Origin of the sequence: Paenarthrobacter nitroguajacolicus (assembly GCF_007786235.1) — a bacterium.
In the GTDB taxonomy this organism is placed as follows: Bacteria; Actinomycetota; Actinomycetes; order Actinomycetales; family Micrococcaceae; genus Arthrobacter; species Arthrobacter nitroguajacolicus_A.
The window spans coordinates 183,049-196,092 of the sequence record NZ_VNFK01000008.1; the positions used below are offsets into that span (position 1 = coordinate 183,049).

Annotated in this window: 10 protein-coding genes; 2 read left to right on the forward strand and 8 right to left on the reverse strand. The window is 63.3% G+C overall.

Translation table 11 applies throughout. The features are described from left to right. Positions 1 to 18 precede the first annotated feature (18 nt). The 5 genes from FQP90_RS12595 to FQP90_RS12615 are packed head-to-tail and all read right to left on the reverse strand — an operon-like array spanning position 19 to position 4,299. On the reverse strand, positions 19 to 891 hold the full coding sequence (locus tag FQP90_RS12595) for a carbohydrate ABC transporter permease (RefSeq protein WP_144650853.1): 873 nt from the start codon (positions 889 to 891) through the stop codon (positions 19 to 21). Continuing rightward, positions 891 to 1,865: an ABC transporter permease gene (locus FQP90_RS12600; RefSeq protein WP_144650856.1), complete on the reverse strand. Its 975-nt coding sequence runs from the start codon at positions 1,863 to 1,865 to the stop codon at positions 891 to 893. Before FQP90_RS12600 ends, FQP90_RS12595 begins: the two co-directional genes overlap by 1 nt. Further along, positions 1,862 to 3,391, reverse strand: a complete 1,530-nt coding sequence (locus tag FQP90_RS12605; protein ID WP_144650859.1) for an extracellular solute-binding protein — start codon at positions 3,389 to 3,391, stop codon at positions 1,862 to 1,864. Before FQP90_RS12605 ends, FQP90_RS12600 begins: the two co-directional genes overlap by 4 nt. A gap of 7 nt (positions 3,392 to 3,398) precedes the next feature. Next, positions 3,399 to 3,623, reverse strand: a complete 225-nt coding sequence (locus tag FQP90_RS12610) for a hypothetical protein (RefSeq protein ID WP_144650862.1) — start codon at positions 3,621 to 3,623, stop codon at positions 3,399 to 3,401. Continuing rightward, positions 3,616 to 4,299 carry a YesL family protein gene (locus FQP90_RS12615; protein WP_144650865.1) on the reverse strand — a complete coding sequence of 228 codons (684 nt, stop codon included), beginning with the start codon at positions 4,297 to 4,299 and terminating at the stop codon, positions 3,616 to 3,618. The genes FQP90_RS12610 and FQP90_RS12615 overlap by 8 nt, the downstream gene beginning before the upstream one ends. A gap of 305 nt (positions 4,300 to 4,604) precedes the next feature. Here FQP90_RS12615 and FQP90_RS12620 point away from each other — a divergent pair, with 305 nt between their 5' ends. Further along, a complete protein-coding gene (locus FQP90_RS12620) occupies positions 4,605 to 6,641 on the forward strand; it encodes a DUF6807 family protein (RefSeq protein WP_144650868.1) in 2,037 nt (678 codons plus the stop codon). Next, a complete protein-coding gene (locus tag FQP90_RS12625; protein WP_144650871.1) occupies positions 6,638 to 9,730 on the forward strand; it encodes a family 78 glycoside hydrolase catalytic domain in 3,093 nt (1,030 codons plus the stop codon). The genes FQP90_RS12620 and FQP90_RS12625 overlap by 4 nt, the downstream gene beginning before the upstream one ends. A 50-nt stretch (positions 9,731 to 9,780) precedes the next feature. Here FQP90_RS12625 and FQP90_RS12630 read toward each other — a convergent pair whose 3' ends face one another. The 3 genes from FQP90_RS12630 to FQP90_RS12640 form a co-directional block, all read right to left on the reverse strand. Then, entirely contained in the window at positions 9,781 to 11,073 is a 1,293-nt protein-coding gene (locus tag FQP90_RS12630; RefSeq protein ID WP_144650873.1) for an ABC transporter substrate-binding protein, read from the reverse strand. 141 nt (positions 11,074 to 11,214) lie between these two features. Further along, entirely contained in the window at positions 11,215 to 12,513 is a 1,299-nt protein-coding gene (locus FQP90_RS12635) for an MFS transporter (RefSeq protein WP_144650876.1), read from the reverse strand. Between the two features lie 97 nt (positions 12,514 to 12,610). Further along, the coding region (locus FQP90_RS12640) for a Poxvirus protein I5 (protein WP_144650880.1) at positions 12,611 to 13,044 on the reverse strand (434 nt) is incomplete at its 5' end.

Below are 13,044 nucleotides of genomic sequence, written 5' to 3' on the forward strand. Positions count from 1 at the left end.
GTCCTTTCGAGATGGCTTCTAGCCCTTGACCGAGCCGATCAGCATGCCCTTGGCGAAGTGCTTTTGCAGGAAGGGGTAGAAGATCAAGATAGGTAGCGTGGCCACCACGATCACGGCGAACTTGATGCCCTGCTCCGGCGGGATGTAGGTGGGATCCACATTGCCCGTACCGAGGAGGTCGGACGCGGCGGTGACTTGGCGCAGGTACATCTGGAGGGTCCACATGTTGTTGTCGCTCAGGTAGAGCAGCGGGGACATGAAGTCGTTCCAGATACCCACTGCATAGAACAGGGCGAACGTCGCCAGTACCGGCTTGGACAGTGGCAGCAGGATCCGCCAGAGAATCCCGATTTCCGTGGCACCGTCCATTTTGGCGGACTCTTCCAGCTCTGCAGGGAGTTCCTGGAAGAAGTTCTTGATGATGATCAGGCTGAACGGGTTGATGGCCGCAGGCAAAATGAGGGCCCAGTAGGTGTTCAGCAGGCCCAGGTCCTTGACCAGCAGGAACGTGGGAATCATCCCACCGGAAAACACCATGGCGAAGACCACCAGGGACATGATCAGTTTCCGGCCGCGCAGGTTCTTCTTCGCCAGGGGGTAGGCCATGGTGACCGTCAGGATGAGCTGGATCAGGGTGCCCACCAGCGTGACCAGCACCGTGGTGATCAGCGCCCGCGTGAAGGCCGGAGTGGAAAAGATGTACTCGTAGGCGCCGAGCGTGAATTGCTCGGGCCAGACGAAGAACGCCCGTCGGGTGATTTCCGCTTCATTGGCGAAGGACCCGGCCACGACGTACACAAACGGCAGCAGGGTGATGATGCCCACCAGGGTGAGGAAGACGTAGTTGGCGGCGTCGAAAATCCGTCCGCCTCTGGTGTTGTGAATCTTCATTAGAACAGTCCGCTCTGGTTGAACCGCTTGGACAGCCAGTTGGTGCCGAAGATCAGCACGATGCCCACCAGGGATTTGAAGAGTCCGACGGCGGTGCTGTAGCTGTACGCGCCTTGGGTGATGCCCACGAAGTACACGTAGGTATCGAAGACGTCGGCCACGCTGCGGTTGAGGGCGTTGGTCATGAGGTAGATCTGCTCGAAGCCGGTGTTGAGCATTTGCCCGATGGCCAGGATAAGCATCACGATGATGGTGGAACGGATGCCCGGCAGGGTGATGTGCCAGACGCGCCGGAACCTGCCCGCGCCATCGATAATGGCTGCCTCGTATTGGTCTTGGTCAACTGTGGCCAGGGCGGCGAGGAAGATGATGGTTCCCCATCCGGTGTTCTTCCAGATCTCCTGCAGCACGATCAGCGGCCGGAACCAGTTGGGATCGGACAGGATGTCCACGTTGGTCCCGAAGAGCCCGTTCACGAACTGGAACAAGGGTCCAATGTCCAGTGCAAAGAGCAGGAAGCTCAGGGACGCCACGATGGTCCAGGACAGGAAGTGCGGGATGTAAACGAGGGTCTGGACCGTGCGTTTCAGCACCGATAGGCGGACCTCGTTGAGCAGCAGTGCCAGCACGATGGTCAGGGGGAACGCGATTCCCAGGTTCAGGAACGCCAGGATCAGGGTGTTGCCCAGCAGCCGGGGGAAGTCCGGGTTCGCGAAGAAGTCCTGGAAGTGCTGGACTCCCACCCATGGGCTGCCGTTGACGCCCAGGAATGGGACGTAGTCCTTGAAGGCAATGGACACCCCGTACATGGGCCCGTACCGGAAGATCGCGAAGTACAGGACTCCGGGCAACAGAAGCAGATACAGCCACTTGTAGTGCGCGAAGTGGACGGCGAACCCGCGCCGCCGCGCCGGGGCGGGCGGCGTGGTGGCCGCCCGCTCCGAGGCTTTGGCTTCTACAACGGGGGCTGTCACTTCTTGTTTTCCTGCCAGAGCTTATTGATTTCTTCCTTGACCTTGTCACCGCCGCTGGTGTTCCACAGCTTGATGGCGTCCTTCAGGCCTTGTTCGTCGGTCTGGCCGGCCAGGTACTTGATCCGGGCATCGGCCACGATGTTGTCCAGCTGGGCGCCCTTGGCAACATAGGTGGGCGAAACGAATGCGGCCGCCGGGTTGTAGACGGCGCTCTTGAGGTCCTCGGCCATGACGGCGACGCGGTCATCGAAGACCTTCTGCTCGTACTCGGAGGCCTGCTTGACGGGGTAGAAGTTGTTGCCGGTGACGTTGGTTCCCAACTGGGCGAAACTCTTGATGTCAGTGTTGACCACCTTGCCCTCAGGAGTCTCAGGCTTGATGGTGGCAGCGAGGCCTTCCTCAACAGTGAAGTTCACACCCTCGATGCCGTTGTTCATGAGCACCGCCACTTCCTTGCTGTTCAGCTTGTCCAGGAAAGTGAGGACGTTCTTCAAGTCGGCTTCGGTCTTGACGCTGGACTTGGGGACGGCCAGGAAGCCGGAGTAGCCGTCGGTGGGGTGCGCGTGGAGTTCGCCGTCCGGTCCCTTCAGGCTGCCCACGAAGCCCACTTTGTTCTCGAAGTCGTTGGGGTTGGCCTGCTTGAACAGGTTGATCAGCACGCTCACGCGGGAGTCGACGTCAACGATCATGCCGCCCTTGCCGTTGAAGAACGGCTCGTTCCACTTGGTGCCGTCGAACGTAGCGAAGTCGGGATTGATGAGCTTCTCATCCACCATCTTCTTGATGAAGCGGTTGGCCTCAAGGAACTCTTCGGTTTCGAAGCTCGGGACCAGCTTGCCGTCCCGCTCGGTCCAGCGGTTGCCGGCGCCGTACCAGGTTTCGATCATGTCGTACGGGCTGTTGGTTCCCAGCGCTCCCCACTTGGGGATGGTGATGCCGTAGGTGTCGTTCTGGCCGTTGCCGTCCGGATCCTGTTCAGTGAACGCTTTGGCTACCTTGTACAGGTCCTCGGTGGTTTCGGGCGCCTTCAGGCCAAGCTTGTCCAGCCAGTCCTGACGGAACATGACCGCGGCCCGGATCGGGTTGCGGCCGCGGTACACACCATAGACCTTGCCGTTGACGCTGGCGTTCTGCTGGACTTCCGGGAACGTGGTTTTGAGGTTCGGGTAGTCCTTCAGCTTGTCCGTCAGGTCCCAGAAAGCGCCCGCTTCGGCGTTCTTCACGAAGCCCGGCGTCTTGCCCTGGACTACCAGGACGTGGGGGATCTCCGAGGACGCCAGGGTGATGTTCATCTTGTCCTCGTACGACGCGTTGGGCGTCCACGTGATGTTGACGTCCTTGCCGGTCAGCTCTTCGAGCTTCTTTTGCACGGCGCCGTCGGCTGTTGGCGGCTGCGCTTCCAGGAAGGGTGCCATGATTTTGACGGACGAGAGGTCCGACGCCGGCGCTTCGCCACCACAGGCGGTCAGGGCCAGGGCAGCGGAAACCACGACGGCGGCTGCCAGGGTTGGTTTTCTACGGATCATTGTTCTTCTACTCCACTTCTTCGGGGTTGTTGTTGTTCGACGTATCCGGTACCTGCGCTCCGGGGAATCTCTTCAGGGTCCAGAGGTGTTGGCCGTCAGCGTCTTGATACGTTTCATTGATGCTGCTGCCAGAGCCACTGCGGGTGACCTGCACGTGCCCTTGGACATCAAGGGGTCGATGAAGGACGGGAGCGGTGCTGGCTGGAGTTCGGGACGGGTTGACTTCAGACAAGGCTGGCCTCCTGGGTGGTTGCGGGGGTCGCCGTAGGCGCGGCCGGAAGGGTGTCCGCACTGGCCATGGACTCGTCATTGGCGGTGAAGAAGCGATCACAGAGCCAGCCCGTGACGTAGAGCCACGCGCCCACTCCGAAGAAGGGGATCAGCCCTGGAACAGATCGGCAGACGAACACAGCTGCCGCCGTCACGAACAAGAGGATGACGGTCCCCGCGAGGTGGCGCACGGCGAACCGTGACGACATCAGGAAGTACTGGGGCAAGGCCAGTTCATAGCGGGCAAACATCGGAAAGAGATAGCAGACTGTGCCGGCAACGAAGAGCGCCGCCATCAGGATTCCGGCAGAGGCGATCTGCGAGCCAAAGTCCCAGCCCGCCGAGAAGTAGCCCCAGTTGAGCGCCAGCGCAGCGCCGACAGCAAGTATCGGTAGGCCCAAGGCGTTGCCCTTGCCGAAATTCTTGACATACTCCCTGGCGTAGCGGCGCATCAGCGGCGTCGCACTGCCCCGCACCTTGTCACGTACCAGGACGTGGGCGGCAGCGGTACTGGGCCCGATGCCGAGGACCACTCCGCCCAGCAAAGTGAAGACCAGCCAGAGAATGTTCAGGCATGCAATCCAGAGCAGTGTGTCGAAGAGCGTGTAAGCGCGAAAGCCGAATCCACCAGACGTCACGGCTTGCCCCTTTCTCCATCGTTGCAGAACAGGCCCAACTACTGGCAGCAGTGCCAGGAGTTGGGTTCAGCCCGAGTGGGCCATGTCACGAAGTAAACGCTTTCCCGAAAACTTAGACGCTAAAGGAGTGGGTAGTCAAGGCGTTTCTTGAATCGTTACATTTACTACCCGTTCGCGCTACACTGGGCAAAACCGAACGTGGGAAAGCGCTTGCTAGGTATAGCCTGAACCCGCCGGAGAACTTTTCGTGAATACCTGACGACGGCGTCCCCAGCCTTCGTTTGCAGTGCCAGCAGAGGAGAGCCATGGACACCCCTTCCGTCGAGTCCACCGAGAGTCCCGTGCACCTTGGGACTGCACCGGCCAGGATCGCTTTAGTGGGAGTTCATGGGTTCGGAACGCACCATCTCCGCAACCTCGAACGGCTCAGCGCACAGGGCATGGTGGAACTCGTGGCCGTTGCCGATCCCAATCCTCCGGCACCAGGTGCCTTGCCCGAAACCACTGCAGTCCACGGCAACCTCGATCAACTCTTGGCCGGCAGCCACCGCCCGGATGTCATCATCGTGGCGACTCCCATCCAAACCCACGCTCCGCTGGCCCTGTCCGTCCTTGCTTCCGAGGCCGACCTCTACTTGGAAAAGCCCCCTGTAGCCTCCATGCAGGACTTCCTCCGCCTCCAGGAAGCCGCGAGCGCAGCTGGACGAAGCGTCCAGATTGGGTTTCAAAGCCTGGGTTCCCATGCCCTCGCAGCCTTGGAAAACCTGGCCAACGGAGAAGCCACGGATGAGCTTCCTTCCATCGGCATGCTCAAGGGGATCTCTGCCACGGGCCGCTGGGTCCGCGACCGTGCCTATTACAAGCGCTCACGTTGGGCAGGCAAGCGGAGCCTCGACGGGGTGGACGTAGTGGATGGTGTTGCCACCAACCCCCTGGCCCACGCCATCGCCACCGCACTGCGCCTTGCCGGCGCCCGCCACGTGGCGGACCTTGCCTCCGTGGAGACCGACCTTTACCGCGCCAACGACATCGAGGCGGACGACACCTCGGTGATCCGGATGAGGACAGTCGACGGGCTGCCCATCACGTGCGCCCTGACGCTCTGCGCCGGCGAGTCCGTGGAACCGTACGTCACGCTCCATGGCACGGAGGGAACGGCGGTTTTCCATTACACGGAGGACCGCGTCACGGTCCGCACGGAAGCAGGCGAAGCCACGCACACCTTCGGGCGCGACGACCTCACGGAGAACCTGCTCCGACACCTGTCCGAAGGCACGCCCCTGCTCAGCCCGCTGGATCACAGCGGTGCGTTCATGCGGGTTCTGGAGGCCATCCGTACTGCGGAATCGCCTGCACTGATTCCCTCGGAGTGCGTTGAATGGGTGGGGACCGGCGATCAAGCCCACGCTGTGATTCCCAACATCGAGGACATCCTGGAGCGCGCCACCCGCGCGCACGTCACGTTCTCCGAGTTGGGACTCCCCTGGGCACGCCCGGCCTCCACCGGCACCAGTGTCCTCTTCTCGGCCGGCCCAGGCTCGGACGAGCCCATCACTACCCTGCGGAGCGGGAGCGACCTCGAGTCGGAACTCTCCCCACGGCCCTACCTGCACCCCGTCTCCACCCCTGCCGGAACAGCCGTCACAGAGCATCTGCCCTCGGACCATGTCTGGCACCTCGGCGCCGGCTTTGCTCTCCAGGATGTCAACGGCAGCAACTTCTGGGGCGGCCGCAGCTACCGGAGGACTGCTGGGAAATACGTGGACCTGAAGAACCACGGCAGGATCGAGATCGCAGACCTCGCTCGGAAGGCCGACCACACTACCCTCGACCTCGACTGGTTCGCGGCCGACGGCAGCCTTGTCCTCCAGGAACGCCGCACGTTTGTACGAACTGTCAGCAGTCCTCGCACATGGCGCCTGGACATCCAGACCCAGCTCACCGCCGTCGTGGATGCCACATTGGGGAGCCCCGGTTCGCATGGCGCCGCCGGCAGCGGCTACGGCGGATTCTTCTGGCGGCTGCCCGCCCATGATTCGCCGCGCGTCTTCACCTCCACCGCCGAAGGCGAGTCGGCCGTGCACGGTTCGGTATCGTCTTGGCTGGTCTGGACTGGAGAGTTCGACGGCGGCCCGGCCACCCTGGTGTTCGGCTCGCCTGCCGAGTCACCGGACCCATGGTTCGTGCGGTGTGGCGGGTACCCAGCGGTGGGGTCGGCCCTGGCCTGGGACACGGCAGTGGAGTTGGCTGCGGGGCGGAGCCTCACCCGCACCATCACGGTGTGGATCAGCGACGGCGCACTGGATCTGCAGGACATCGAAGAGTTGGTGGCTGCTCGATGAGCCTTCCGGAGACGCCCCTCAGCGCCAAGCAGCTCACTGTTCAGGGCTTGAAGCACTGCCTCACGGCTCCCGCCACCCCGAATTTCGGGTGGCAGCTGACCGTTGGTCCCGCCGCGAGCGCGGAGCAATCTTTCCAAAGCGCCTATCGCATCACAATGCTGGACCGCGCCGGGACGGAAGTCTGGGACTCAGGCACCGTTGTCACTGACCAGCAGCACCACCTTCCATACACGGGGCCAGACCTCGCCCCTGACAGCGACTACCAGTGGACCGTCCAGCTCACTGATGCGGCAGGAAACACCGGCCGAGCAAGCGCGCCGGCCTCCTTCAGCACCGGCCTCGCAGAAACCGGCAACTGGAACGCCGAGTGGATCCACCGGACCCCGGGCGGCAAGGCACCCATGGAACTGGTGGACGGCCTCCTCCGGGTGAGCGGCTCGCCGTACCTTCCCTGGCCTGTCTCTACAGGTGGCCACACGGTCATCACCGCCCGCTTCCGCCTGCGCCTCGGTACCGCCGGAATTCTCCTTCGCAGTGAGGGCCCGGGGACAGGGTTGCTGGTGGAAATCAAGCCGAACCGGTCGGCCGTCCTTCGCCCCGCCCCGGACTGGCGGATCGGTGCCATGACTGCGCCGATCACGGAGCCGCTGGCCGAGACGCCGGCTTTCGAAGCAACTGCGGCTTCCCGCGCCGGGGCAACTCCCCAGGACGGCTGGCAGGACATGGAGATCACCGACGACGGCCAACGCATCAGCGTCACCATCGACGGCGAATCGGCCTTGAGCGTTGTGGTCCCCGGCACCGCCAGCACCGGCATCGCTTTCCATCAGAGCCCGCGCAGCCAAGCCGAGTATTCGTCCCTTCGGGTCCAGGCTGGCCGGGCGAGCCTCCTCGAAACAGACTTTGCCACACCAGGCGCCCTCACAGGCTGGACCACCACCACGCCCTTCCGCCAGCCGGACGAGTGGACTCTCGCCAAGGCAAGCATCAGCCTCAAACGTCCCGTGGTCCGTGGGCGCCTCTACGCAGCAGCAAGCCACCATGCCAGCTTCTCCATCAACGGCAACTCCTGCCTGGAGACCACCAACTTCGGCTACCCTGGCGAGCACTTTTACAACGCCGCCGACGTCACAGCTGCCTTGCAGTCCAGCGAGACGGCCAGCCTTACCGCCGTCGCCCATTGGTACGGACCGGGCCAAGGACGCGCGGCTGGTCGCCCTGGCCTGTTGGCGCAGCTGACGGTGGAGTACGACGACGGCACGCGGGACGTCTTCGGATCCGGGCCTGGGTGGCTGGTTGCCGAGGGTCCGTACCGCCAGAGCGGTTACCGCAACGATGAGGGCGATCCCATTGAGCACTTCGACGCGACGGCCTGGCCGGAGCCACAACAATGGCACCCGGCGCTGTCCCTTGGAGCCCACCCGGTCCCGGATTTTCCGGTGCTGCGACCTAACGACGCGAGCGTCGAGCGGAACTACGCTGCCGCCGTCGAGCTCCTCACTGCCGGCGACGGCACTCCGGTAGCGGACTTCGGCAAGGTCCTCCCCGGGCGTCCCTTGGTGGAATTCCGCAACGGTGAGCACGGGCGAACGGTGATGCTGCGGACCGGCTACAACCTGCGCGCCGATGGCCGTGTGGACGATGGAAAGACCTCCAGCCAGAACACGGACATGACGTTTCCGTATACGCAGACGGATGGACCGCAACGCTACGAAGCAGCCGTGCATTTGGGGTTCCGGTACCTCGAACTCCCCGGCGTGGACAAGGCCGATCTCGGGGACATCGGCGCAACGGTGATCCATGCCCAGCACCCGGAGAACGGCAGCTTCCACAGCTCCGATCCCGTGCTGAACCGGGTCTTCACGCTCCTGCGCGATTCGGCGCTGCTGGGCGTCCAGGAGCAGTTCGTGGACACCCCTACCCGTGAAAAGGGCCAGTTCCTGGGCGATGCCGTCAATATCTCGTACGCCACCATGGCCCTGTTCGGCGAGCGCCACTTCACGGCCAAGGCGTTGCGCGAGTTCGCAGGATCGGCGCAACGCTTCTGGCAGGATCCATCCGAGCGTGGGCGTTACAACGCGGTGTACCCCAATGGAGACGGCAAACGCGACATCCCGGACTTCTCACTCATGGTGCCCGAGTGGGTAGAAGACTATTACCGGCTCAGTGGCGACGACGCCTTGGTGGCCGAGCTCCTCCCCCAGCTTCGGGACACGGCCGAGTACGTGCTCCGCCACATCCCGGACCACGGCCCAACTGCCGGACTCGTCACCGATCTCGGAGGCGGCGGCGGGCCCTATCTCCACGGCATTGTGGACTGGCCTGCGCCGGGCCGCTTCGGCTACGACATGGAATGCGCGGCGCGCACCACGGTGAACGCCCAGGGCTGGTCAGTACTCGACGCCGTCAGTCGGCTTTGCGGGGCTGCCGGCCTTGGGCGGGAGTCGGCCCGGTTCGGCGAAGCCGCAGTATCGCTGGCGCAGCAGATCTCCTCACGACTCAGGGTGGACGGCGTCATGGTGGACGGGCTCTACGCCGACGGCAAGCCCAGCCTCAATGCCTCCCAGCATGCGACGTCGTTCCCGCTGTCCATGGGGATCACTCCTGCTGAGCACGCCGCGAAGGATGCCGAACGGATCGCCGGGATGGGGATGCGCCAAGGACCCATGACGGTGCACCGGCTGTTCCGGGCCTTGCTGTCGCAGGGACGGGTGGACGATGTCTTGAACCTCCTCACGGATCCCAGCCAGCCGGGGTGGGCCCGACAACTCGACGCCGGGGCCTCCTTCACGTGGGAAGCCTGGGAGTTGGATGAGGCTACGGACTACAGCCAGTCGCACGCATGGTCAGCCTCAGTGGTCCGGGAGATTCTTGAGTACCTCCTCGGTGTCCGCGTGACCGGGGCAGGAGGGTCCGCCGTCGTGATTCAACCGCCGGTATGCAGGCTGGAATATGCGGAGGGCAGCGTGCCGACACAGCGCGGGCCGGTTTCGGTTGCTTGGCGCCGGACTCCCGCAGGCATGGACCTCGAATACACGGTTCCTGCAGGGGTCACAGCCCAGGTGCTGCTGCCGCGAGATGACAGTTAATGCCAATATTTCCCGTGGGGATTGGCATTAACTGTCACCTCGGCGGGGTGTTAGCCCAGCGTGCTCTTTGCCTCGTCCATGGCCTTCTTGGCGGCGTCGGCGGGTGACATCCGGTTGAAATGGACTTCCATGGCGTAACGGCCAAAGGCCTCGACAACCGAGCTCGAACCTGCCGGAGGCACGGGGACGGCGTCACCCAGTTCCGAAGAGATTTCGTCGATGAACTTGGCCGTAGCCGCGTCTTCCGGCGTCAGTTTGGGCAGGACTGCGGTCCGGACCTCGGAGTTGCCGGGGATGCCGCGGTCTGCCAGTGCGATTTCGCCTGCCTCAACACTGTTGGAGAGGAAGTCGATGAACTTCTGCACCTCGGCGGGGTGCTTGGTCCGCGAACTTGCTGACCAGAACTGCGATGACTTGTAGAACTGCTTGGCGCCGGCTGCAGTACCGTCCGTGCTCGGCGGCCGATGGATCTCCAGGGCTTGGCCCGAGGCTTTGGCGAGGGCTCCCAGCTGGTTTGACCAGTACCAGGCCAAGGCGAACCTGTTGGTGGCGAGACCTTGCTGGTCCACGGAGGCGGTGACGTCTTCCGTCATCACGGAGGCAGGCGGTACTGCCTTCGAATCGCGCAGCTCCGCTTGGTATTCGTACCAGCCGGTGAGGTCGTTTTCGTCGAAACCAAGCTTGCCGTCAGCGGTGAACAACGATTTTCCGTGCTGGCGGAACCAAAGGTTCATGGGCGCATCGCCGCTGACCGCGCCGGAACCATACACACCGCCTTTACTGTTCTCCGTGATGGCGGCGGCAGTCTTGTTGTATTCATCCCAAGTCCATGTTGTGTCATCCGGGAGGGTAACTCCGCTGGCAGCGACCAGTGCCGGGTTGGCCAGCACCACCTGGGCATTTACACCGGCAGTGACGGCATACTGCTTGCCCTCCACTTTCCCGGCATCCGCCACTGCTTGATCGAACTTGCCGAGATCAACGTCTTTGAGTTCCAGCAGGGCGCCGCGTTCGGCGTATTCGCCAAGGTAAGCGGCGTCCATCTGGATGACGTCCGGGGCGTCCTGGGACGCGACTTGGGTGGCCAACTTGTCCCAATAGCCGGACCAGTCACCATACTCGCCTTCGATCTTGATGTTCGGATTCTTCGCCTCGAAGGCGTCGATCAGCTTTTGTGTCATCTTGTGGCGGACATCCGAACCCCACCAGCTGAAGCGGAGAGTGACGGTTCCGTCGGAGGCTGCTTGCTGGGACCCGCCACCGCAGCCGGTCAAGGTAATGGCGGCGGCAACCGTGGCTGCTGCGACTTTCGCCGCGAATTTTTTCCGTGCTCGAATAGACATCAAACGTCCTTATCTGAGTCGTGCGCTACGAGGGAGAAAACGCTTTCTCAGCGTAGATGTGCGCTACATCACTCGTCAAGGGAGTTTTTGTTTGTTTGAGCTATCACTTTTAACAAAAGCGCTCAAACAGTCGCTGCGCTCTCAGGCCCGTCGCCGCGTTGAAGACTTCCACAGCAGAACCCCAATCACCGCCGCGGACAGCATCCCCAACGCCCCCGTGACCACCAGCCCCGTCCGGACACCAAAATCCTCGGTGAGCCACCCCGCCAGCAGGCCACCCAGAGCATGGCCACCCAAAAGCAGCGGGAAGTACAGGGCAAGGACCCTGCCGCGAACGCTGGCACCGGCCTCAAGTTGAACCGTGGTGGCTGCGCTGGTGAGAAACAGGAGCGTCATGAAACCCACCACAATGAGCATCACCACGAACCATTCCTGGGTGGGCATCAGGGCAGCAAGCAATTGGGTGAGGCCGAACAGCCCCGCACTCGCAACGATCCCCTTCCGGCCAAAACGCTTGATCCTGGTTGCAACCAGGGCGCCGGCCAAAGCACCCAGTGCGCTGACGGTATTGAAAAGGCCGAACCCGGCAGGTCCGCTGTGCCACACACGGTCCGCGAAGGCTGCCAGGACAACGGGACCGTTCATCCCAAAAGCCCCCAGCAAACCAGCAAGGAGCATCGTCAATAGAAGTGGCGGGCGGGCTCGGACGAATCGGAATCCAGCCAGGATCTGTCCCCGCCGGGCACCCGGCTCAGGCGCCGCTGGCGAATGGTGGAGTTCGCCGGGCCGGATGGACACGATCATGGCCAGCACTGCCACACCGATGCCGGCGTTGGCAGCGAACGCGGCCGCAGGACCTGCCTGCGCGATGACCACGCCAGCGAGGGCAGGGCCGGCCATAGCCCCCAACTGGCCGATTGCGCTGTTCAGGCCAATGGCGGCGGGCAAGCCGGCGTCGCCTACCACCTCGTTGACGAACACCTGCCGGGCTGGTCCGTCGATGGCACTGGTGATGCCCAAAGCGACACAGGAGGCATAGACAACCCATACATCCGTACCGCCCATCGCATTCCAGACGGCGAGGCCGGCGGCCAAGAGCGCAGCGACGGATTGGCACACCAGGAGAATCCGGCGCTTAGGGAACAGATCCACCAGAACGCCACTGATGGGTCCCACCACCAGCATGGGCAGGAACTGGAGTGCCACGGCGAGCCCCACGGCGGCCGGGCTGCCGGTGAGCTGCAGGACCAGCCAGTCCTGGGCCAACCGCTGCATCCATACGCCACCGCTCCCTACCAGCGATAGGGCCACGAAGATCCGGTAATTGTGGTGCCGCAGCGGGTAATGCCAGCTTTCCGTGGAGCGGGCACGTGGGCTTGCAGTCTGGGTGGGGGTGGATCGACGTGGAAAAAGGCGCGGTGGAAAGGGGCGCGGCGACACTGGGGGTTTTGCTCGATTCAGCTGGGTCGGTGGGGAGATTTTGTACAGCTGATGCCTTTAAGAGGGCTTCTTAAGGGCATCAGCTGTACAAAAACTCCTAGTGGTGGGAGCGGATTTTGATGGCAGCTGCGGCCAGGACCAGCGTGCCGGGGACGATGACGAAGAGGGCTTGCAGCATCCAGACGAACACCACGGTCATGAAGACTGCGGCGAGCAGCAGCAGTGATCCGGTCCAGTCGCGCAGCGATTCTTCCTTGGCGTGGGCGTAGGCGGCAGCCCACCGTTGCGGGCCGGGGACGTCGGCGGGTTGCTGGCCTGCGTCGCCGTCCCAGGTCACTCCCCCGCTCCAGTTCGCGGCCGTCCGGAGCAGGAGGACCGCCCCGGCCGCAGCGAGGATCAGGGTGGCGGGCAGGATGACTGCCCGGCCGGGCAGTTGACCCACCAGGGCGAGCAACAGGTTCAGGACAATCACGACGGCGGCTGCCGCCGTCGTGATTCCCATCTTCCAGCTGCCGGGCAGCGCGCGACGGA

Coding starts and splice junctions, on each gene's coding strand:
- FQP90_RS12595 (WP_144650853.1), bottom strand. CDS start 891: ATGAAGATTCACAACACCAGAGGCGGACGGATTTTCGACGCCGCCAAC.
- FQP90_RS12605 (WP_144650859.1), bottom strand. CDS start 3,391: ATGATCCGTAGAAAACCAACCCTGGCAGCCGCCGTCGTGGTTTCCGCT.
- FQP90_RS12620 (WP_144650868.1), top strand. CDS start 4,605: ATGGACACCCCTTCCGTCGAGTCCACCGAGAGTCCCGTGCACCTTGGG.
- FQP90_RS12625 (WP_144650871.1), top strand. CDS start 6,638: ATGAGCCTTCCGGAGACGCCCCTCAGCGCCAAGCAGCTCACTGTTCAG.
- FQP90_RS12630 (WP_144650873.1), bottom strand. CDS start 11,073: ATGTCTATTCGAGCACGGAAAAAATTCGCGGCGAAAGTCGCAGCAGCC.